24 protein-coding genes and 1 riboswitch are annotated in these 22,924 nt (G+C 36.5%); of the genes, 1 reads left to right on the top strand and 23 read right to left on the bottom strand.

Going from position 1 to position 22,924, the window contains the following annotated elements:
* Positions 1-3 precede the first annotated feature (3 nt).
* The 19 genes from pyrH to VIHSUH07_RS06225 all read right to left on the bottom strand — a co-directional run bounded on the left by pyrH (position 4) and on the right by VIHSUH07_RS06225 (position 18,422).
* Positions 4-729 carry a UMP kinase gene (gene pyrH / locus VIHSUH07_RS06315; protein ID WP_005378934.1) on the bottom strand — a complete coding sequence of 242 codons (726 nt, stop codon included), beginning with the start codon at positions 727-729 and terminating at the stop codon, positions 4-6.
* Between the two features lie 62 nt (positions 730-791).
* Entirely contained in the window at positions 792-1,472 is a 681-nt protein-coding gene (gene tsf, locus VIHSUH07_RS06310) for a translation elongation factor Ts (RefSeq protein ID WP_005378927.1), read from the bottom strand.
* A 112-nt stretch (positions 1,473-1,584) separates the two neighbouring features.
* Positions 1,585-2,304 carry a 30S ribosomal protein S2 gene (rpsB, locus tag VIHSUH07_RS06305; RefSeq protein ID WP_005379396.1) on the bottom strand — a complete coding sequence of 240 codons (720 nt, stop codon included), beginning with the start codon at positions 2,302-2,304 and terminating at the stop codon, positions 1,585-1,587.
* 238 nt (positions 2,305-2,542) lie between these two features.
* A complete protein-coding gene (gene rpe / locus VIHSUH07_RS06300; RefSeq protein ID WP_105084307.1) occupies positions 2,543-3,193 on the bottom strand; it encodes a ribulose-phosphate 3-epimerase in 651 nt (216 codons plus the stop codon).
* A 1-nt stretch (position 3,194) separates the two neighbouring features.
* Positions 3,195-4,058, bottom strand: coding sequence for a ribosome small subunit-dependent GTPase A (rsgA, locus tag VIHSUH07_RS06295; RefSeq protein ID WP_105084306.1), 864 nt, complete (start codon positions 4,056-4,058; stop codon positions 3,195-3,197).
* A 7-nt stretch (positions 4,059-4,065) separates the two neighbouring features.
* The gene (gene pknB, locus VIHSUH07_RS06290; protein WP_038123543.1) at positions 4,066-5,991 is read right to left on the bottom strand and encodes a Stk1 family PASTA domain-containing Ser/Thr kinase; all 1,926 of its coding nucleotides are present in this window, start codon (positions 5,989-5,991) and stop codon (positions 4,066-4,068) included.
* Positions 5,992-6,017: 26 nt separating this feature from the next.
* Positions 6,018-6,719 carry a Stp1/IreP family PP2C-type Ser/Thr phosphatase gene (locus tag VIHSUH07_RS06285; protein WP_016475537.1) on the bottom strand — a complete coding sequence of 234 codons (702 nt, stop codon included), beginning with the start codon at positions 6,717-6,719 and terminating at the stop codon, positions 6,018-6,020.
* Positions 6,712-7,758, bottom strand: coding sequence for a 23S rRNA (adenine(2503)-C(2))-methyltransferase RlmN (gene rlmN, locus VIHSUH07_RS06280; RefSeq protein ID WP_105084305.1), 1,047 nt, complete (start codon positions 7,756-7,758; stop codon positions 6,712-6,714). Before rlmN ends, VIHSUH07_RS06285 begins: the two co-directional genes overlap by 8 nt.
* A 30-nt stretch (positions 7,759-7,788) precedes the next feature.
* Positions 7,789-9,147, bottom strand: coding sequence for a 16S rRNA (cytosine(967)-C(5))-methyltransferase RsmB (rsmB, locus tag VIHSUH07_RS06275; RefSeq protein ID WP_105084304.1), 1,359 nt, complete (start codon positions 9,145-9,147; stop codon positions 7,789-7,791).
* Complete coding sequence (locus VIHSUH07_RS09775; protein WP_105084303.1) at positions 9,131-9,955, bottom strand: DUF116 domain-containing protein; 825 nt, start codon at positions 9,953-9,955, stop codon at positions 9,131-9,133. The genes rsmB and VIHSUH07_RS09775 overlap by 17 nt, the downstream gene beginning before the upstream one ends.
* A complete protein-coding gene (gene fmt, locus VIHSUH07_RS06265) occupies positions 9,912-10,919 on the bottom strand; it encodes a methionyl-tRNA formyltransferase (RefSeq protein ID WP_105084302.1) in 1,008 nt (335 codons plus the stop codon). Before fmt ends, VIHSUH07_RS09775 begins: the two co-directional genes overlap by 44 nt.
* Complete coding sequence (gene def / locus VIHSUH07_RS06260) at positions 10,912-11,400, bottom strand: peptide deformylase (RefSeq protein ID WP_005378942.1); 489 nt, start codon at positions 11,398-11,400, stop codon at positions 10,912-10,914. The genes fmt and def overlap by 8 nt, the downstream gene beginning before the upstream one ends.
* Before the next feature lie 12 nt (positions 11,401-11,412).
* Entirely contained in the window at positions 11,413-13,596 is a 2,184-nt protein-coding gene (gene priA, locus VIHSUH07_RS06255; protein WP_105084301.1) for a replication restart helicase PriA, read from the bottom strand.
* Between the two features lie 88 nt (positions 13,597-13,684).
* A complete protein-coding gene (metK, locus tag VIHSUH07_RS06250) occupies positions 13,685-14,875 on the bottom strand; it encodes a methionine adenosyltransferase (RefSeq protein ID WP_005379087.1) in 1,191 nt (396 codons plus the stop codon).
* A gap of 47 nt (positions 14,876-14,922) precedes the next feature.
* Positions 14,923-15,022: riboswitch (SAM riboswitch) on the bottom strand.
* A gap of 121 nt (positions 15,023-15,143) precedes the next feature.
* Positions 15,144-16,346: a bifunctional phosphopantothenoylcysteine decarboxylase/phosphopantothenate--cysteine ligase CoaBC gene (coaBC, locus tag VIHSUH07_RS06245; RefSeq protein ID WP_105084300.1), complete on the bottom strand. Its 1,203-nt coding sequence runs from the start codon at positions 16,344-16,346 to the stop codon at positions 15,144-15,146.
* Positions 16,347-16,400: 54 nt separating this feature from the next.
* Positions 16,401-16,616, bottom strand: coding sequence for a DNA-directed RNA polymerase subunit omega (gene rpoZ / locus VIHSUH07_RS06240; RefSeq protein ID WP_005378818.1), 216 nt, complete (start codon positions 16,614-16,616; stop codon positions 16,401-16,403).
* A gap of 4 nt (positions 16,617-16,620) precedes the next feature.
* Complete coding sequence (gene gmk, locus VIHSUH07_RS06235) at positions 16,621-17,250, bottom strand: guanylate kinase (RefSeq protein WP_105084299.1); 630 nt, start codon at positions 17,248-17,250, stop codon at positions 16,621-16,623.
* A gap of 8 nt (positions 17,251-17,258) precedes the next feature.
* Entirely contained in the window at positions 17,259-17,528 is a 270-nt protein-coding gene (gene remA, locus VIHSUH07_RS06230; protein ID WP_005379012.1) for an extracellular matrix/biofilm regulator RemA, read from the bottom strand.
* Between the two features lie 12 nt (positions 17,529-17,540).
* Positions 17,541-18,422 carry a YicC/YloC family endoribonuclease gene (locus VIHSUH07_RS06225; RefSeq protein ID WP_105084298.1) on the bottom strand — a complete coding sequence of 294 codons (882 nt, stop codon included), beginning with the start codon at positions 18,420-18,422 and terminating at the stop codon, positions 17,541-17,543.
* Positions 18,423-18,529: 107 nt separating this feature from the next.
* Here VIHSUH07_RS06225 and VIHSUH07_RS06220 point away from each other — a divergent pair, with 107 nt between their 5' ends.
* Complete coding sequence (locus VIHSUH07_RS06220; protein WP_105084297.1) at positions 18,530-20,248, top strand: Rqc2 family fibronectin-binding protein; 1,719 nt, start codon at positions 18,530-18,532, stop codon at positions 20,246-20,248.
* Between the two features lie 80 nt (positions 20,249-20,328).
* Here the strand turns inward: VIHSUH07_RS06220 and VIHSUH07_RS06215 are convergent, their stop codons facing one another.
* The 4 genes from VIHSUH07_RS06215 to VIHSUH07_RS06200 form a co-directional block, all read right to left on the bottom strand.
* Entirely contained in the window at positions 20,329-20,793 is a 465-nt protein-coding gene (locus VIHSUH07_RS06215) for a hypothetical protein (RefSeq protein WP_005378819.1), read from the bottom strand.
* A gap of 14 nt (positions 20,794-20,807) precedes the next feature.
* A complete protein-coding gene (coaD, locus tag VIHSUH07_RS06210; RefSeq protein WP_005378904.1) occupies positions 20,808-21,299 on the bottom strand; it encodes a pantetheine-phosphate adenylyltransferase in 492 nt (163 codons plus the stop codon).
* A 4-nt stretch (positions 21,300-21,303) separates the two neighbouring features.
* Positions 21,304-21,855 (bottom strand): 16S rRNA (guanine(966)-N(2))-methyltransferase RsmD, encoded by a 552-nt coding sequence (rsmD, locus tag VIHSUH07_RS06205; RefSeq protein WP_105084296.1) that lies wholly within the window; start codon positions 21,853-21,855, stop codon positions 21,304-21,306.
* Between the two features lie 69 nt (positions 21,856-21,924).
* Entirely contained in the window at positions 21,925-22,923 is a 999-nt protein-coding gene (locus VIHSUH07_RS06200; RefSeq protein ID WP_105084295.1) for an NAD(P)H-dependent glycerol-3-phosphate dehydrogenase, read from the bottom strand.
* Position 22,924: the final 1 nt, after the last annotated feature.

Genomic DNA, 22,924 nt, shown 5'->3' with positions numbered 1-22,924 from the left:
GGTTTATTCTCCGCGAACGATAGTCCCTACTTCTTCACCTTTTGCAGCTTTAGTAATATTACCAGGAATATCCATGCTGAAAACGATAATAGGGATATTATTGTCTTTACATAATGTAGTGGATGTAGAATCCATTACTTTTAATTCTTTTGTAATAATGTCATTATATGTTAATTCATCAAATTTAACGGCATTAGGATTTGTTTTTGGATCAGAATCATATACACCATCAGCAAACTTTTTAGCCATCAAAATTGCATCAGCTTCAATTTCTGCAGCGCGCAATGCAGCTGTTGTATCAGTGGAGAAATAAGGTTTCCCAAGGCCTGCGCCAAAGATAACGATACGTTTTTTCTCCAAATGACGAATTGCACGACGACGAATATAAGGCTCTGCAATTTCCTGCATTTCAATAGCTGTTTGTACGCGAGTATCCACGCCAGCTTGTTCTAATGCATCTTGCAATGCTAAGGAGTTCATCACTGTTGCCAACATGCCCATATAGTCAGCTGTAGCACGATCCATACCTTGATTGCTACCAGCTAACCCTCTCCATAGGTTACCGCCACCAACAACAATAGCGATTTCTAAATCAGTGGATTTTGCCAAAGCTGCGATTTCTTGTGCAAACTTTTCAACTACATCAGGGTTAATACCAAAACCTTGATCACCCGCTAATGCTTCACCACTCAACTTCAAAACAATACGTTTAAAGTGTCTCTTTGCCATTTGTATACTCCTCTATTGCAAAATAAGAGAACACGGTACGGTGTTCTCTTATTATGTATTAATTATTTACCAACAGATGCCATTACTTCTGCTACGAAGTCATCTTGGCGTTTTTCAATGCCTTCGCCCAAACCGTAGCGAACAAAACGACGTACGTTGATGTTTTCACCGATTTTTGCAATATTTTCATTAATGATATCAGTAACTGTTTTGTCACCATCTTTAATGAACGCTTGTTCTAATAGGCAATTTTCTTTATAGAATTTTTCAATACGGCCATTAACCATTTTTTCCAAAACAGCTTCAGGTTTTGGTTTACGACCAGCTTTAACGTCTTCTTCAGCTTCTACTTTAGCTTGTTCCAACAATACTTGTTTTTCATGTTCGATTACTTCAGCAGGAACCTCTTCACGATTTAAGTATGCAGGGTTAACAGCTGCGATTTGCATAGCGATATCGCGTGCTAAGCTTTGGAAATCATCAGTTTTAGCAACGAAGTCAGTTTCGCAGTTAACTTCAACCAAAACACCGATACGACCACCAGCATGAATGTAGGATTGTACTACACCTTCAGCTGCGATACGACCAGCTTTTTTAGCTGCAGCAGCCAAACCTTTTTCACGAAGAAGGTCAACCGCTTTATCGATATTACCGTCAGTTTCAACTAATGCTTTTTTTGCATCCATCATACCTGCGCCAGTCATGTCGCGCAATTCTTTTACCATAGCAGCAGTAATTGCCATTATTTGTTCCTCCTAGTACTAATTAAGGTAAGGATATAGTCCTTACCCTAATTATATATGTTATAGATTTATCTTTCAAATGCTAATCAATTATGATTAAGTGCTAACAGAATTATTCTGCAGCTTCAGCATTGCCTTCTTCGAAGGATTCGCCTTGACGGCCTTCAAGAACAGCGTCAGCCATTTTACCAGCCAATAATTTTACTGCACGGATAGCATCATCATTTGCTGGGATTGGGAATTCAACTTCGTCTGGATCACAGTTAGTGTCAACTGTTGCAACTACTGGAATACCCAATTTTTTAGCTTCTGCAATAGCGATTTTTTCTTTTTTAGGATCAACTACGAAAAGAGCACCTGGCATTTTAGGCATATCTTTGATACCGCCAAGATATTTTTCCAATTTTTCCATTTCATGACGAAGACCGATAACTTCTTTTTTAGGCAATACTTCGAAAGTACCATCTTCTGCCATAGCTTCCAATTGTTTTAAACGTTTAATACGAGTTTCAATTGTTTTGAAGTTAGTCAACATACCGCCCAACCAACGTTCGTTAACGAAGAACATGTTAGCACGGATAGCTTCTTCTTTAATAGCTTCTTGAGCTTGTTTTTTAGTACCTACGAACAAGATTACTTCGCCTTGGGAAGCAACTTCACGTAAGAAATTGTAAGCTTCTTCTACTTTTTTAACTGTTTTAGACAAGTCAATGATATAAATACCATTGCGTTCAGTGAAGATGAATTTCGCCATTTTAGGGTTCCATCTTCTAGTCTGATGACCAAAGTGTACACCAGCCTCTAATAATTGTTTCATTGATACAACTGCCATTGTGGCACCTCCTGTTAATTAACCTCCGCCGCTTCATCCTTCGGGTCACCCAAAATTAGGCACAGAACCGAAGTCCACTGACGTGCATATTTTTCATACTTAGTAATTTTAACAAAAATATATTCTAAAAGCAAGTAAAGAGTCAGTAATTATAAAAGAATTACTGACTCTTTATAGCATAGTATATATCTACAATAAAAGACTTATGATTTTTACTCGAATCTAGATATATTTTATATTAGTTATTACGTATTGCTTCGATCATCTTCGCTCTATCAGGAGCCCCAAATACAGCAGATCCAGCAACTAACATAGTAGCACCTGCATCCTTAATTGGTATGCAAGTAATATCGTTAATACCACCATCAACCTCTATAACTGCATCATTATTACCAGCTGAATCCAATAAAAGTTTCGCTTGTTTTACTTTTTCTACAGCCCGTGGAATAAAGGATTGTCCTCCAAAGCCTGGATTGACGGACATGATTAAAATCATATCCAAGTCTCCGGCCACATCTTCTAACATCGAAACTGGTGTCCCTGGGTTGAGCGCAACCCCTGCTTTCATACCAGCGGATTTAATCTGCTGTATCAATCGGTGCATATGAGGAACTGTTTCTTGATGAAAGGTAAAGTACTCAACACCAATTTTTGCATATTCTTCAACATAATCAGCCGGATTAGTGACCATCAAATGTACATCAAAAGGCAATGCAGTATATGGGCGGATAGCTTTTACAATAGGTCCGCCAAATGTAAGATTAGGCACGAAATGTCCATCCATAACATCGATATGAAGATAATCAGCACCAGCAAGTTCAACACTTTTAATTTCATCACGCAATATTGAAAAATCTGCGGATAACATAGATGGAGCTATTTTGATCATTTTAAAACCTCTTTCTTTGGTTTTGTATATCTTTTCGAATATTCGTGTACGCATCATAGCGACTTTCAAAAATTTTATGATTTGCCAAAGCCTCCTTGATACCACAAATCGGTTCATGCTCATGATAACAAGGATTAAATTTACAAGCTTCTACATAATCAGAAAATTCAGGGAATAGTGTAGGTAATCGTTCTAATGTAATATCAGTAAATTCAATAGAACTAAAGCCAGGTGTATCCATGATAAATGAATCAGCATTTAAACTAAACAATGAGGCATGACGTGTTGTATGCTTCCCACGTTTAATCTTATCGCTTATCTCACCCGTCTGGAATGCAAATTTTTCATCCACTGCATTTAAGAGACTACTTTTACCAACACCAGAAGGTCCTGCAAAAGCAGTAATCTTGTGTTGCAAATGATTGCGTAATTCATCAATACCGATATGATTTATGGCAGATGTAGTGATAACATGATATCCAATCGATTTGTACTTATCGATTAATACATCTGTCGATGCATCACCGACATCGTACTTATTTATGCATAAAATGACCGGTATATCAGCGTGTTCAATCATTACTAACATTTTATCGAGTAATAACTCATTAATGTCAGGATTATGAGAAGCAACAACAAGAATAACTTGGTCGATATTAGCGACAGCAGGACGTATCATTGAATTGTGACGTGGCAAGATAGTCTCAACGAATCCATCTTCTGAAAACTCTACACGATCACCTACAAGCAAACTATATTTCGACTTTTTAATACGTCCCCGCACCTTACATTCATGAATGGTTCCAAATTCATCTTGAATATAAAAGTAACCATTCATATTTTTAATTACAATACCTGTACTCATACGGCCTCTACAATGCAGTATCTTGAACTAATGCACCATTTAGGTACACCTGTATTCGAACATTGCCCACACCAGATACATTTTTTACGATACGGTCACCAGGTTTATTTGTATCATCGTATATAACGGAAGATCCATCATCATCCTTTACGACAATTTTGACTTCTTGATTTTTAGAACCAGATGGTACAGTTATATCTACAGTCCCTTTCGTTCTATTAGAAGAGCTTTGCTTAGAGTCGTCTTTTTTGGAAGAATCTCCCTTTAATTCAGTAGCTAAGTTTAAGCTACTACCTTCAGAAACCTCTTCACCAGCTTTTATACTTTGTTCTGTAACAATTGATTTATCATCTACTGAACCAGCAATCTGATTAACACCAATATTGTTAGAGCTCAATACCTGGCGAGCATCTTTCAAGGTCATACCAACGAGATCTGGCATTTTAACCTTCTTAGCTTGTGCTTTATTTACAACTAAATCAACAGTAGTGCCTTTGGATACCTTGGAATCACCAGAAGGACTTTGTGCAACTATAACATTATCAGGTTTTCCTTCAACAGATCCTTGTGAGATTTTACCCACAACTAAGCCTAAATCTTTAAGACGTTGACGTGCTTGATCTACAGTCAAACCAGAAAGATCAGGAACGGTAATATCACCAACACCTTTAGATACGACTAAATGTATAGTACGCTGTTCCTTAACTTTTTCCCCAGCACCAGGGCTTTGAGAAATAACTTGTCCAGCTGGAACATCTGTATTAGTTACCTCACTTGTCGATACTCGTAAGTGTTTATCCTCCAAAATATTTTTGGCCACAGAGACTTGTTTACCTACTACATTTGGTACATCAACAGTGGTATTACTCCAAAAATTACCATAACTCAAGAATGCACCTAAAAATGCAATCAAGAAAATAACGGCAGCACCAAGAACTATATATTTTTGTGGTATAGATGCAATCTTACTAAGCATAGATTTCTTTTTTTCCTCATTAGGCGTAGGATCATCGATATCACTGAAATCATCTAATGTATCTGGATCTACAGCCGGAATCATTTGTGTCGCAAAATCGTATGGTTCATGACGTTGTGTTTTTCCCATCGTAAAGCCTTGAGATAAACGTAAGTCCCCCATCATTTCAGATATGGAATCAAATCGATCAGCAGGATTTTTAGCTAATGCTTTCATCACAACCGCTTCTAACAATGGTGGTATCGAAGGATTATATCTTGTAGGTGGAATGACCTTTTCTCGTACATGTTTTAATGCTACTGCAATTGGTGTTTCCCCTTCAAAAGGAACCTTGCCAGTTAACATTTCATATAAAACGACACCTAAGGAATAAATATCTGTATTTCCATCGACAGGTTTTCCACTAGCTTGTTCTGGTGAAAGATAATGAGCAGACCCCATTATAGAATTTGTGTACATAACAGTGTTAGTGGTATTCATAGCACGTGCAATACCAAAATCAGTCACCTTTACACGACCTGTATTTGTAATAATTACATTATGTGGTTTGATATCGCAATGAACAATTCCCATTGCATGGGCATGTTCTAAGCCCTCACCGATAGCAATAGTAATCTTAACTGCTTCGTCAATGGATAATCGATGATGACGGGTAATATATTCTTTAAGTGTTTCTCCGTCTACATATTCCATAATGATATAATGCATGCCTTGATCATAGCCTACATCATACATATTCACGATATTAGGATGATTTAACTTGCCTGCAGCCTGCGCTTCTCGTTTAAATCGACTTACAAATTCATCGTCACTAGCAAAGTTTGAATGTAAAATTTTTATGGCTACTGGACGGCCTAATAAAGTATCTTCACCTTTATATACGTCGGCCATTCCGCCAACACCAATCTTGGTCAGGATACGATAGCGATTATCCAGCAATGTATCTTTAATCTTCATAATATTTATAACTCTCCATATCTAGATTAGATAGTTCCTACTATAATGGTAACATTATCACCGGCACCAGCATCATATACATCAGCAATCAATGTATTTAATACCTCTGTATTATCATCAATATTATGTAATACTTCTCGTATTCTTTCATCGCTAATATACCCAGATAATCCATCTGTACATAATAGAATTCGATCACCGGATTTTACAGGTAGTGTACCACTATCGACATGTAAATCTTCTTCAACACCGACGGCTCTAGTTAATAAATTACGTTGCGGGTGTACAATCATCTCTTCTTTTGTAATTTCACCAGCATCTAATAACTGTTGAACCATAGAGTGATCCGTGGTAATTTGCGTCAATTCATCATTTCTATAAATATAGAGTCTACTGTCGCCGACACTAGCCCAAAGTAGATTATCATCTACCTTAGCAACCACAACAGCAGTAGTTCCCATTCCACTAAGCCGTTCCTCTCGTGCCACACGATTAACTATGCGTGTATTCGCATGTAATATAGCATCAACCAAGGACGTTTCATTAATGGTAGGAGTAGATTGTAAATATTCTTTTATTTCATCAACAGCATAGGTGCTGGCGATTTCTCCGCCTCTATAGCCTCCCATGCCGTCAGTAACAGCACAAATATTATCACTAATAAAAAAGCGATCTTCATTCTGTTTTCTGACTAATCCAATTTTACTTAAACCTACGATATTATTCATGAATCTCCTCTTTCCGACCGTGGGCTACTTTTAATTGTCCACATGCGGCTTGAATAGCATCGCCCATTTCTTTACGAATTGTAACAGAAACACCATAAGAAGCGACAATATCCTTAAATATGTTCATATGTTTACTAGAAGGTTTATACAAATTAATATGTTCATTCCCATTTACAGGAATAAGATTTACATGACAATTAGGAAATGCCTTGCCAATGTTTCCTAACTCATGAGCTTCCTCTAACGATACATTAATTGAATCTATTAAAATATATTCAAATGTTATACGTCGCTGTGTTTTTTCATAATAATATTTTACAGCATCTAAAACTTCGTCTAATTTGTATCGAGATCCAACAGGCATAATCTTACGACGTGTTTCATCTGTTGTAGCATGTAAAGATAACGCTAATGTAATCGGAAGATCCTCATCTGCCAATTTATAAATATTAGGAACCCAACCACAGGTAGAAATAGTCATTTTTCTATAACTAATATCAAATGTCATAGGGTCGTGAATAAGTTTTAACGCCTGCAATACATTGTCATAATTTTGTAATGGTTCACCAGCGCCCATGACAACTAAAGAGTGAATATCTTCTTGTTTTAAAGCACTAAAGAGAACAACTTGACCTACAATTTCAGAAACCGATAAATCTCTAAATAATCCCCCTTGTGTAGATGCGCAAAAAACACAGCCCATAGCGCATCCAACTTGGGAGGAAACACATACAGAATTGCCATAATGTTGCTCCATTAGAACGGCTTCAATTCTGCTGTGATCAGTAAGTTCCAATAATAATTTCTGTGTTTTTCCATCAGGTGATACAGATTGAGTAATCACTTTAGGAATCGATATTATGCAATTAGAATCCAACCAATCTCTCAAGGTCTTAGGGAATTGTGTCATATCTTGAAATACAAAAATATGACGATGATATATGTAATCAATCAATTGTTTTGCACGAAATTTTTGAATTTTATGTTCCTCAAATAACGCTTGCAATTCAACCAACGATTTACCCAACAATTCAATCATGAGTGCTCCCATTCAAAGCTAACAACTTAGTTAAGAAATACGTTGCATTTTAACCATAAAGAAACCATCCATATCATCTGTTGGTGGATATGTTGTAATCATACCACTATTTGACTTAAGTGGGAAATCATCCGCCACAGGAATAATAGAAAACTCCTTATGTTTCTGTAAAAATGCCTCGACTACCTCTTCGTTTTCCTTGTAGTTTAATGTACAAGTGGAATATATTAAATATCCTTTTTCCTTAACAGTCATAGCAGCGCGTTCTAAAATCGCTAACTGTAATGGTGGTAATTCTGAAAGTATCGATTCCTGTTTTCGCCAACGCATATCTAGTTTCTTTTGAAGTATGCCTAACCCAGAGCAAGGTGCATCTACGAGCACACGATCAAAATACGAATTCCATGAATCTGGTAATTTTGTAGCATCCTGTACTTTTGTATGCACAATAGAAGCACCCAATCGGTCAGCATTTGAATTCATGAGTTCAATCTTATGTTCATGTATATCACAACTCATTAGTGAACCTACATTATCCATTAAAGTTGCCATGTACATGGATTTACCACCTGGTGCAGCACAGCAATCTAATATACGCTCACCAGGTTGCGGATTTACGAGACGTGCTACTAGCATAGATGCCTTATCCATAAATGTAATATAACCTTTTATAAATGCCTCAGATTTTTCAAGGCTACCACGATGGCTATTAATATAAATAATATCCTCGTAATTAGAATCCTGTGTAACAGCCCAGCCTTGTTCATTTAACATAGTTAAACATTGTGGAATATCAATAAGAATCGTGTTAATACGTGCCGTCAATTTAGGCTGTTCATTAAACCATGCACATAAATCTTCTGTTTTGTCCCGACCAAACTCACGTATCCATAAATTGATAAGCCAAAGAGGAACATTGTAAATGAAAGAAATAGCTTCTATATCATTAGCTGCTAAATCTTCAATACCAATACTATCTTGTTCTCGTATAACGGATCTTAATATGGCATTTACGAAACCAGATAAACCGCGTGTTAATTTCTTCGCTAATTTAACAGATTCATTAACTGCTGCACTTTCCGGTACCTTATCCATATAGATAATCTGATAAATACCTAGTCGTAAAATTTCTACCACCATAGAGGACAATTTTTTTATAGGACGTTTGGCAAAATGTACGATAATAGCATCTAAATAATTGCGTCTACGCACCACACCGTATACAAGTTCTGTAAAGAAGCGTCTGTCTAAGTCAGTTAGATTATATTTTGAGATATAGTCCTGTAAAACAATATTAGCATAGGCGCCCTTACGATTGATATCAGATAATGCCTTTACAGCCAATAATCGTATATTCTGTTTTTGTCCGTTTTTAGCAATTTCGTTCATAGTTATCCTTATCAATCAGTAACTCTACAGCATCTCGTACCTTGTTAATATCAACAGTCGTATTACAACAAGGTCCATTAGGGCGTTCATTTAATACTCCGATAACAGGAATAGGAAATACATCAGCCATACCACTTGCAAGATCTCGTTCACAAGCTATAGCAATAATCGCTTTAGGTTTTGCTTCTTTAACCTTCATACGTGCCAATGTACCACCAGTGACAACTATAAATTGACAACCATATTCCTTTGCGATTTTCAATAACCCTCCTACCTGACAGCGACCACATTGCTTACAGTTGTATACATTATGTGTCACCTTATGAATACAGGTGTTCTCTTGAAGACAATGAGGTGTTAATAGAAGGATACGTTCAGGAGGTACTTTATATAAATTCATAACCACTAGATGATTAATTAAATCAATCATAGCTTGACGTAATTCATCTTTTTGTATGCCTATGAAAGCCTTTCCTAGCCCTAATGATAATGGGAAAAGTAAATAAATAAATCGATTAGCTATTCGTAAAACTATAGGATGAATATATCTAAAACCTAGAGAAGCAATAGCTAGAACAAACCAAAGTCCCCAAATACCTAATATTAAGAGTCCACCTATACTTTCACTAATAAAAGCTAAGTTGTATGATATTCTTTCTAATCCTGGCCAAACTATATACATTGAAAAGCCGATGATTATTGAAATGAATAAACAAGATAGAGCCGATAATTTTAAATATAATGGGTATCTTTTGTAAGATATATTACACTTCATCAAATGCAATACCACCTTTAATCTGGTGACCATTAATAAAATCTTGTGCACTAATACGCTTTTTATTTTCTGGTTGTACCTCTGTTAGGAGAATAAAACCTTGATCACCAGTCGACACAACAAGTCCCTTTGCTGTATGCACTATAGTTCCAGGAGGTGCAAATTCTACAGGAATCTCATTGTTATTTACAAAAATTGTGGCCATCTTATTGTTTACAGATATAATCTCAACCATTTGAGCAGACCATATCTTTAACCGTTTCCCCTGTAAGAAAGAATAACATCCAGGTGCTGAATTTAAACCACGAATCAAGTTGACAATCTTATGTGCCGGTTGATGCCAATCAATAAGCCCCATTTCTTTTGTAATCTTAGAAGTATGGCTTGCTAAAGCGTCATCTTGAGGAGTGGCTGTAATTTCACCTTTCACCCATTTATCTAATACAGGAGAAATAGTGCGAGCCCCTAATTCAGCAATGCGCTCAAATAAAGCGCCTGTTGTTTCGTTTGGAAGTATATCAATTTCTGCAATATCGATAATATCTCCTGTATCTAAACCATCATCCATATGCATAATGGTAACCCCTGTTTTAGTATCACCATTTAAAATAGCATAATGGATAGGTGCTGCCCCCCTATATTTTGGCAATATAGATGCATGGATATTAATACATCCATATTTAGGCAAACGAATAAGCCATGGTGGTAAAATCTTACCATAAGCAATTACGACGATAACGTCTGGTGCAAGATCAATCAATTCCTTTTGAACAGCATCATCACGTAATGTTATAGGTTGATACACGGGCAAATCCAAAGATAACGCAGCTTCTTTAACCGGTGGCATTTGAATCTGCTTGCCACGTCCCTTTTGTTTATCGGGTTGGCAATATACACCTACTATAGAGTGACCAGCCTCAACTAATGCGCGTAACGTAGGAACAGAAAAATCTGGCGTGCCCATAAATACTATGCGTAATGGATTATTGTTAGACAATTTCCTTTTCCTCCGGATGATCTGCAATACGGCGTAAGTTTGTAGCTTTTTCAATAAATAAATGACCTTCTAAATGATCTATTTCATGTTGAAAAATTCTAGCCAAAAAACCTTCAGCTTTAATCATAACTTTTTTATTATGTGGATCGATACCTTTTACGGTAACCTTTTCAAAACGTTCCACATCTCCGAAATAACCTGGTACACTTAAACAGCCTTCTAGCCCAATTTGGCTTCCTTCACCATGAATAATTTCAGGGTTGATAAGCGCTATTAATCCACTACCAGCATGATCATCAACAACTATAATACGTTTGGATACATTAACCTGCGGTGCTGCCAATCCAACACCTTCCGTTTTATACATTGTGTCGGCCATATCTTCTATTAAAGCACGCATTTTTTTATTTACATGTTCTACAGGTTCTGCAACCTCTTTTAATATGGGATGTCCCGCTTTTACTACTTCAAGTACTGCCATATACTCCTCTTATCAAATCGGGTCTACATCGATAAGTAGACCTTCTTGTGTAAAAATCCAAGAATTATATATATAATCTTTTACGGCATCTAATTTTTCTCCGCGAATCATAATCGATAAACGATACATATCGCGAATCTTTTTAATGCCTGCTTCATAAGGACCATTAACATCAATCGATTGTGATTTAAAATTTGTTTCCAAATCATCTACAATTTTTTGAGCAATCGATTCAGCCATTTCTTCCTTCCCATGTCTTATAACCATATAAATCATTTCGCGAAATGGTGGATACCCTAAGTCCTTACGATTTACTATTTCTTCATTGTAAAAGCCCAAATAATCATGAGCCTTACTCTTTATTATAGCATAATTTAAAGGATTATATGTTTGTATAACAACACTGCCAACCTTATCACCACGACCCGCTCTTCCTGATGTTTGCGTTAGTAGATCAAATGCACGTTCAGATGCTAAATAAACAGGTATATTTAAGACAGAATCAGCTGTCAATATACCTACAGCTGTTACATCCTTAAAATCATGCCCTTTAGAAACCATTTGGGTCCCTAATAAAATATCATATTTATGGTTACCAAAATCTTGAAGAATTTCTTCGCCCATATCTTTATGCTTAGTTACATCTTGATCTAAACGCGCAATACGAGCGCCTTTAAAATGTCGGCGTAATTCTTCTTCAACTTTTTGTGTGCCAGAACCAAAGAATTTAATTCTTTTACTATGACATTTAGGGCATACTGAAGGAATTGGTTCATGGTGCTCACAATAGTGACACCGCAACTCTTCACCAGCTTGATGGTACACCATAGCAACCTCACAATGAGGACACATAATCGTTTCACCACAATCACGACACATGACAAATGTGCTGTAGCCACGACGATTTAAAAGAATAATCATCTGATTTCCATCCGCTAATGTACGCTCAATAAGATGTGTCATAGCATCGGAGAACACCGAGTAGTTGCCACGAATCATTTCTTCTTTCATATCTACAATTTGAACATTTGGCATCGGTTGATCAAAAATACGGGTTGGCAACTCTAATAGTTTATATTGTCCTTGTAAAGCCTTGTAATACGATGTGATAGCAGGTGTAGCAGAGCCTAAAATAACAGGACAATCATGAGCCATACCTCTCCATAATGCGACATTTTTTGCATTATAACGAATCATATCTTCCTGTTTATAAGATGTATCATGTTCTTCATCTAATACAATAAGCCCAATATCTTCAGCAGGCGCGAAAACGGCAGAACGAGCGCCAATAATGATATGGCTATCCTTCCTTCGTATACGTTCCCAGTTATTATTTCGCTCACTAATGGTTAGTTTACTATGGAAAACAACAACTTCATCACCAAAGGTAGAAACAAAACGACGAACAATCTGATCGGTTAATATAATTTCAGGAACCAGAATAATGGCGGTTTTACCTTTTCCTATACAACGAGCAGCAGCTTTTAAATAAATTTGTGTTTTACCACTACCAGTTACACCATGCAAAAGGAATGTATTATACGATTCAAGGTCCATCATCTGCTTAATCGGTTCATATACAATTTGTTGTGCTTCAGTTAACGGAATTGTTTCTTCACCACTCAGCAATTCGGTAAAAGAAGTTTTTGTATCTTTAAAGCGTTCTTCAATATGAATGCCATGCTCTTCACTGACCTGTTTAATAACCATATAAGAATAGCCTTTGGCTCTTAATAAAGATTTAGGAGCCCCACCTACCTCGATGAGATAGTTAGCCAACTCACGCTGCTTGCGCTTCTTAGGACTTAATTGATCAATCTTAAACTCTGGCGTTACAACGAGCCATTCTTCTTTTGGTGCATCGTAAGATTTTAATGTTTTATGCACAGTAAAAAGACGTAAAGCATCTCCAAAGGAACACAAAAAATAACGACTAATTTTCTGTGCCGTATCCATCATTTCCCGAGTAAACCAAGGATCACTATCAAGAATATCTATTATAGAACGCAAAGTAAATGTTGGTTTCTCTAATAGTTCTTCATACCCAATAACGATGCCCTCTTCACGACTACCACCTAAGGGAACTAATACACGAGTCCCTGCTTTCACATCACCAAATTTCTCTGGTAACAAATAGCTTAACGGTTTATGTAATTGTTTGGCAGGTCTATTAATAATAATACTTGCTACGCGCATTAGTTCACCTCCTCTAATCTAATTATTATAACATATCCTAGAGGAGATAAAAAAAGACTTAGTAGACAAGTCTACTAAGTCTTTACTATTATAAGCCAGCTTCGTGACGTAAAATATCAGCTTTATCAGTACGTTCCCATGGAAGATCAACATCAGTTCTACCAAAGTGACCATACGCAGCCGTCTTACGATAATGAGGCTTTAATAAATCAAGCATTTCAATGATACCTGCTGGGCGCAAGTCGAAATGTTTGCTTACTAATTCTTGAATTTTTTCTTCTGCAATCTTAGCAGTACCAAATGTATCAACTAAAATGGATACAGGTTTTGCAACACCAATCGCATACGCTACTTGTACTTCGCATTTATCTGCGAGACCTGCAGCTACAACATTTTTAGCTACGTAACGAGCTGCATATGCTGCGGAACGGTCAACCTTGGAAGGATCCTTACCAGAGAAAGCACCGCCACCATGACGAGCCATACCACCATACGTATCAACGATGATTTTACGACCTGTTAAACCAGCATCACCATGAGGACCGCCGATAACGAAACGGCCTGTAGGATTAATGAAAAATTTAGTGTTTTCATCGATGAATTCTGCCGGAAGTGCTGCATCGATAACATAGCGTTTCAAATCATTTTTAATTTGCTCTTGTGTTACTTCTGGGCTATGTTGCGTAGAAATAACGATTGTATCAATACGTTTAGGTTGATTGTCAACATATTCTACAGTAACTTGTGTTTTACCATCTGGACGAAGATATGTTAATGTGCCGTTCTTACGAACTTCTGCTAAACGACGGGATAAACGATGTGCTAAAGAAATTGGCATAGGCATATATTCAGGTGTTTCGTTTGTTGCGTAACCAAACATCATGCCTTGGTCACCAGCGCCAATTTTATCATTGATTTCGCTATTACCATCTTTAGATTCTAATGCTTCGTCTACACCCATAGCGATATCTGCAGATTGTTCATCAATAGATACTAACACACCACAAGTATCACAATCGAAACCATATTTTGCACGAGTATAACCAATTTCTCGAATTGTATCACGTACTACACGAGGAATATCAACATATGTGCTTGTAGAGATTTCCCCTACGACATGGACTAAACCTGTAGTCACAAGTGTTTCACAAGCTACACGAGCCTTTGGATCTTTTTCAATAATCGCATCCAAAACAGCATCAGAAATTTGGTCAGCTATTTTATCTGGATGGCCTTCCGTAACGGATTCAGAAGTAAAAAACATATGTTTTTCTGCCATTTTTGCCTCCTATAATAAAAAAATCCCTCATGGTCTCTCATGAGGGAGACCCATCTATCAGTCCATGACTGTTGGAATTAGCACCTTCTTTTAAAAAGGGTTGCTGTAGCTTCAACGGGCCTTTCCCTCCACTACTCTTGATGAGTTAAATTATGATATAAATTGTATACCATTTTTGTAGAAAAATCAAGTTAATCCACTTTATGTAACGCTAAATCATGTTCAGCCTTATGTAATGCGCTTTCAAATTTTCGATATATTACATAAGCTATTTTACAGCTAACAATTCAATAACTTCTCCAATAATGTATCTAGCTAATTCTGATTTTTGCATATTTGGCATTATTTTAGGCTCTTTATTAGGATATAAAAAATAACCTTCATTCGTATCTACATTAAACCCAGCATTTGATTTGCTTACATCATTAGCTACTAACATATCAAGGTTTTTACGACGTACTTTATCCATGCCGTAATCGACTACATGTTCTGTTTCTGCAGCGAAACCAACCAGTAATTGATAGGTTTTATGCTCTCCCAGCCCTTTAAGTATATCCGGATTCTTTACGAGCTCTAAAGTCATAGATTCCATTTTTTTGATTTTTTGAGGCGCTTTATTAGCCACCCTAAAATCTGAAACAGCAGCAGCCATTATCACCACATCTGTTGATTCGTAATAGGAATTAACAGCCTCCTGCATAGATTCCGCAGAATCTACAGGTACATATTCAACACCTTTAGGAATTTCTAATGATGTAGGGGCACTCACTAGAATTACGCGAGCCTTTTCCTTAACAGCAGCAGCCGCAATGGCATATCCCATCTTCCCACTAGATCTGTTACCTATATATCTAACAGGGTCGATATTTTCTTGTGTTCCACCAGCTGTAACAAGAACAGTCTTACCAGCTAATTTACCAGTCTCATCTAGAGAATGTAATTCTTCTGTCAACCAATTAACAATCTCTTCTGGTGCTGGCAGTCTACCCACACCTGTTACGCCACAAGCTAGCCAACCAGCATCGGGTTGCATAATATGGTATCCCAAAGATGATAAATCCTTTAAATTTCTCTGTACAATAGGATTATTGAACATCTCTGTATTCATGGCAGGACATAAATATTTAGGTGCTGGCGTTGCCATAATTGTTGTAGTGAGCATATCATCGGCAATACCAGCTCGTATTTTACCAATTACATTAGCTGTAGCTGGTACCACAATATAGGCATCAGCCCAGGTTGCAAGAGCAATATGTTCTACATTCCAATCGTGGATTTCTTCCCACATATCAACAGCTACAGGATGACCACTAATTTCACCAAATGTCATAGGTGTCGCAATATGAGTAGCATTTTTCGTCATTACCACTTTGACCTCTGCCCCAGCTTTTCGCAAACGACTTACCACTTCAATTGCTTTATATGCAGCAATACCTGCTGAAACACCTACGATAATATGTTTCCCTTTCATAATTCTCCTTTTAAAAATTCCTTGTACAAAATGTACAAGGAATTTTGAGTAAAATTATTTAATACCTTCTTTAGTGCGTTTATATGTTACTTCACCTTCAGCAATCTCATAGAATGCTAAAGATACAGGTTTATCTGTATTATGAATATCTGTAGCAAGACATTCTTCACCATCGGTCAACTCACGAGCGCGTTTAGCTGCTAGCGTTACCAATGTATATTTACTATCTACACGTTTTTCCAATGCTTTCAATGGAGGTTTTACCATCATACTATCACTTCTCCTTAGACTCTTGATATTGCTTATAAATATATTGAATTTGCTCTTTATTACGACTGATTTTACAAGCTTCAGCACGCAATATAGAAGCAACCTTTAAAGACGCATCCTCTAAATCATCATTGACCACAATATAATCATAACGATGAGCTAATGCTAACTCAGAACATGCCAATGATAAACGCTTATCGATAACCTCTTTTGCATCAGTTCCTCGATTATGAAGACGTTCAGATAATTCGGTTAAAGACGGTGGTACGATGTATATAAATACGGCATCACTAAATCGCTCTTTAACCTGCATAGCCCCTTGTATATCAATTTCAAGGAGTACACTTTTACCTTCGTCCAACAAATTTATCACATGCCGTTTTGGAGTACCATAATAATTATCATATACCTTAGCATACTCTAAAAACGCATCTTCTGACAATAATGATTCAAATTCTTCTTTTGTACGAAAGAAATAATTAATTCCTTCTTTTTCACCGACCCGTGGTTCTCGTGTAGTCATGGATACAGAATATACAAGATTAGGCATTTCACCACGTATATTCGAACAAATCGTTCCCTTGCCTGCACCAGATGGGCCTGAAATGACAATTAATAAACCTCGATCTGCCATAATAACTCCTAAGCTTCTACAGTATCCTCATCGACTTCGTGTTGCACAATACGATGTGCCACAGTTTCAGGTTGAATAGCCGACAATACTATTTGTCCACTGTCCATAACGAGTACAGCCCGAGTTTTACGTCCATAAGTTGCATCTATGAGAAGACTTTTATCTCTTGCATCTTGAACCATCCGTTTAATAGGCGCCGATTCAGGGCTAATAATAGCGATAACGCGATTAGCAGAAACCATATTACCAAAACCAATATTCAGTAATTGGATACTCATAAACAGACCTCCTTACTCAATATTCTGTACTTGCTCTCTAACTTTTTCTAATTCACATTTTAATTGTACCACATGGTCCGTTAATCTAATATCCATGGCTTTTGAGCCGATCGTATTAACCTCTCGATTCATCTCTTGGATGATAAAATCTAACTTACGACCAATAGGTTCATCCTTCTTTAGTGTATTTGTTAATTGTACCACATGAGACCTAAATCGGACAATCTCTTCCGTAATATCGGTTTTATCAGCCATAATGGCAACTTCTTGGAGTAAACGATCTTCATTAATAGCAATATCTAAATTGTCTACATACTCAAGCATTTTCTTTCGTAAATTTTCTTTATAAGCTAACACAGCATCTTCTTTATGAGCATTTATATCATCAATAATGGCCGTCATATGTGAAAGCCGTTCTAGCAAATCCTGCTGAATTTGTACGCCTTCAGATGTTCGCATATGGACCAAAGCATCAAGAGCTTCCATCGTAGTTTCTGTAATCAAAGAACAAAGAGAATCTTCTTGTATTTCATCATCTTTAATTTGAATCCACTCATTGGATATAGACATAACTGCTGCTAAAGGCACTTCTTGAGCAGATTTATAAAATCCTTCTAACACTAATAAGTCTTGTATTTGATTTTTTAACGAGCTATTTATTAAGAATTGCTTTTCTCTATCATCTATATCCTGCAACGTAACAAACACATCAACTTTGCCACGATGTAAGGACTTTTGAATGCATTTTCGAATACTGTGTTCTACAGAGTTAACTTGTTTTGGACTCCGTATGTTAAGGTCTAAAAATCTTGAATTAACAGATTTTATCTCAATTGTGCATTGTAAACCATCTGCTATACGTGTTGATCGTCCAAATCCGGTCATACTATTCATAGATGAACCTCCTTTTTATATATTGTATCACGAATTTTAAAGATATCTATTAATCATCTATGATATACTAAACTATACATTGTGAATTACCAAATGAAAGGATCACCATGAATTTAGACGGATTAACCATGTCTGTATTGGCAAGAGAATTAAATGAAAGCCTACAGAATGGACAAATACAAAAACTATATCAAGTAGATAAACACTCACTACTCTTTAAAGTACGCAGTGCTAATCAAGATGTAAATCTTATGATAACTGTAGGTGCCAATCCTGCAATCTATATATGTAAACCTATCCAAGATTTACCCAAAGAACCTAGTTCATTATGCATGTTTCTACGAAAACATATAGAAGGCAGTCGTATTACCTCCGTAGAACAAATTAATGGTGATCGTATTCTCTGTATACATATTGATAAGCTTGAAATGGATGGTTCCATTACCTCTACAGCAATATATATAGAACTTATGGGGAAATATTCTAACTGCATCTTTGTACAGAATGACATGATTTTAGAATCTATTATTCATGTATCCCCCTTGATGAATCGAGAACGCTCTGTGGGTCCTAAGATGACATACGAATTACCACCTAATTCTAACCGAGTATCTTTACTAGATTTTAATGAAGAAGAAATAAAAAATCTCCTTAGAACCTTTGGTTCAGGTACGGTCACCAATACTATACGTTCTGTCTTTAATGGATTTGGTAAATCGTTATTAGATTATGTTCTAACAATATCTAATTTAGATGGCACGGAAGATCTTAATACCTTATCAGATGATACGGTTCATAGATTATCCGGAGCTTTACATAATCTAAAGGAAAAATTATTAAAGGCTTTTCAATTATATGTCTATAAAAATGTAAATGGTAAAAAAATATATATGCCATTCCCTTTGGAAACAGATTCTACATTGATAGAAACGTATCCAACCATCTCAAAAGCAATCGAACAGTCTATTGTGGCCACTGGTTCAATTCATACGGCTGATAAAGAACTAGAACGTATTATAACAAATGCTATAAAAAAAGAAGAATTACGTCATAAAAAAATCAAAGATGAACTAGATGATACTAAAAAGATGGAAACCTATAAATTATACGGTGATCTTTTAATGATTAACGGTCATTTGCAAGTACACTACCAATCGTCTATTGACGTACAGAATTTACTTTCAGAATCAGCAGAAACCATAACAATTCCACTAAAGCCAGAATTAACTATTGTCGAAAATGGGCAATGGTATTACAAACTGTATACCAAATTAAAAAACCGTATCATCAGTGGTCAATATCAACTAGACCAAAGTACTATTAAATTAGAGTATTACAGAACTATATTATATAGCTTATCCCTTGCCACAACTAGAGAGTCTTTAGAAGAGATCAGACATGAATGTATGGACGCGGGTATTATAAAAAAATCTAAAAAACCTCTTTCCTATAAACTAGGAAAATCCAATTATATTCATCTTGAAATCCCAGAAGGCGAGCTTTATATTGGACGAAATAACCAGCAGAATGAATACTTAACTCATCGTTTTGCAAAACCAAATGATCTGTGGTTTCATACACAAGATATTCAAGGTTCCCATCTTATTTTACGTACGAATCATGAACCTGATGATATGCTCATTTCACAAGTAGCAAAATATGCTGCTTATTTTAGTAAGGCCCGTCATTCATCAAAGGTGCCTGTAGACTATACATATATAAAAAATATCAAAAAACCACCTAAATCACCTTTAGGATTTGTTATTTTTAACACTCATCAAACAATGATTGTTGAACCAGAAAAACCGCCTATGTATGAGGAATAGCAAAACCCCCGATAGAAATCTATCGGGGGTTTTCTCTGCAATCATTAGTATGATCTTATCTGATTACAACATATTATATATTATTGATTTTCAGTTTTTTGTTCACTTTGTTGCAAGCTTTCTCGGTTTTGACGAAGGCTTTCCAATGTTTTTTCTAAATTGTTTTCTACATATTTCAATACATCACCAGCATATTGAATAGAGCTAGATTTTAACTCTTCAGAAGATTGGTTTGCAGCATTGATAATTTGATTAGCTTGTTCTTGTGCTTGCTTAACAAGTTCACTTTCAGCAGTCAATTTAGCAATGTAATCTTTGGCTTGATCGATTAATGTTTCAGCTTGACGTTGAGCATCAGCCAAAACTTTATCTTTTTCAGCCACAATACGACGAGATTCATCGAGCTCAAGTGGTAAAGATTCTTGAATTGCATCGATAATACGCATAATTTCATCTTCTTCTACCATGCGTTTTGTAGTCATAGGAATACGGCTGCTAGATTCAATAAGAACCTCTAAATCTTCAAGTAATTTTTCTGTTTTCATACAATTCACTCCTATTATTTATTACCATCGATGTTAAAACGTTTTTCTAATTTTATCTTTACATCGTCAGGAACAAGTCCATCTAACTTACCACCAAATTTAGCTAACTCACGAATCCCTGTTGAGCTTACAAAAGAATATTTATTATTGGTCATAATAAACACTGTTTCAATATCATCATCCAAGTATTTTGCAAATAGAGCACGTTGAAATTCATATTCGAAATCACTAAGAGCCCTAAGTCCACGAATAATAATACTTGCGTTTTTGGATTTAACATAATCGATGAGCAATCCACCTGTACAGTCGATTTCTACATTAGGAATATGCTTAACCGCATTGCGAATCATCTCAACACGTTCTTCCATAGTAAACAATGAATTCTTATTAGGATTTGAACTTACAGCGATAATCAACTTGTCTACTAGACGACTACCGCGCTCAAAAATGTCAACATGACCATTTGTAACGGGGTCAAAACTTCCTGGGCAAACTCCTATCCGCAAGGGTCTAACTCCTTTCACTATGTTTCACAAAATATGAAACAAGGGTGTAACCAAATTTTTGTTCCTTTATACATTCCCATTCTGGTGGCATGGTGAAAGCCTCATCTTTATGATGTTCTAAAACTAAAACACCATCATCAGCTAATGCATCATGAGCCACAACAAAATCAATAGTCTCCTGTATAAAGCCATTTTCATATGGTGGATCTGAAAAAATATAATCGAACTGCTGGTCACCTATAAAATGTTTTAGTTGTGAAAGCTTCTTAGGTACAATTTGAATTCGATTATCAACGCGACAATGTGTAGCATTTTCTCGAATTAACTTCCCTGTCCTAAAGTCTACAGCAATCGCTAACTCGGCTCCACGACTTAGTGCTTCTATAGCAACAGCCCCGGTACCAGAAAATAAATCTAATACACGGGCACCATATATACCACGATGCGCTAAGACGTTGAAGATACTTTCACGAACACGATCCAAAGTGGGACGCGTATCCATCCCCTTTGGAGCCTTTATAGTATGGCCCTTTGCAGTGCCTCCAATAATTCGCATACAATCCTCACTAGATTATACTCATTAATTATAGTATATAAATACCTAAAATAAAAGTATCTTTTACAATTATGATACTTCGATTTTGCTATCTCGTCCCATCAATTCTTGCAATGCTAATTGAGGTGACTTTTCCTCATATAAAACCTCATATAGTGATTGTGTTATAGGCATTTCTACGTGATGTTTTATGGCCATATCCCGAATAATCGATGTTGCAAAAAAACCTTCTACAACCATATTCGTATGATTCATAATATAGTCCATCGTCTTGCCATCCGCTAATTGTTGCCCAGCAGCACGGTTCCGACTATGTTGGCTCATACAAGTGGCGATTAAATCACCCATTCCCGCTAAGCCAGCATACGTTTCTTTTCGTGCACCAAGGGCTAAACCAAATCGAGTCATCTCATGTAGACCACGAGTTAATAATAAAGCCTTACAATTATCCCCAAGAGACAAGCCATCAACGATACCGGCAGCCAAGGCTATTACATTTTTTGTAGCCCCTGCTAATTCGACACCGATATAATCATCACTAGTATATATACGAAATTCTTTGCTGTGTAATGCTTGCTGTACCTTTTTTCCTATATCCATAGAAGTTGTACCAACCACAGCAGCGGCAGGTAAATTCCTACCAATTTCTTCTGCGTGATTAGGACCAGATAAAACAGTTAAATGACAACCAACGGAAGATAATTCCTCCTTCATGACTGTAGTCAATAATTTGCCACTTTCCCGTTCAACACCTTTAGAGCACAACACATATATTTGATCCTTGTGAGCATATTTTTTTAAATTTTGTAAAGCTGTACGCACATGAATGGATGGTGTAACAATCAATACAATATCAGCATGCTCAATAGATGTTTGTAGATCAGAACTAATGATGAGTTCATCAGGCAATATAACACCAGCTAAATATGACTTATTCTCCCTGTACTTAATAAGTTCATCCTTAAACTCTGAACGTCTGCAATATAAGGTTGTATTATTTCCGGCCACTACAGATTTAATAGCGAGAGCTGTTCCCCAACTACCAGATCCGACGATGCAAACTTTCATA

Source organism: Veillonella sp. T34266-5 (assembly GCF_002959815.1).
GTDB lineage: Bacteria > Bacillota > Negativicutes > Veillonellales > Veillonellaceae > Veillonella > Veillonella atypica.
This window is presented reverse-complemented; position numbering and strand designations above follow the sequence as displayed.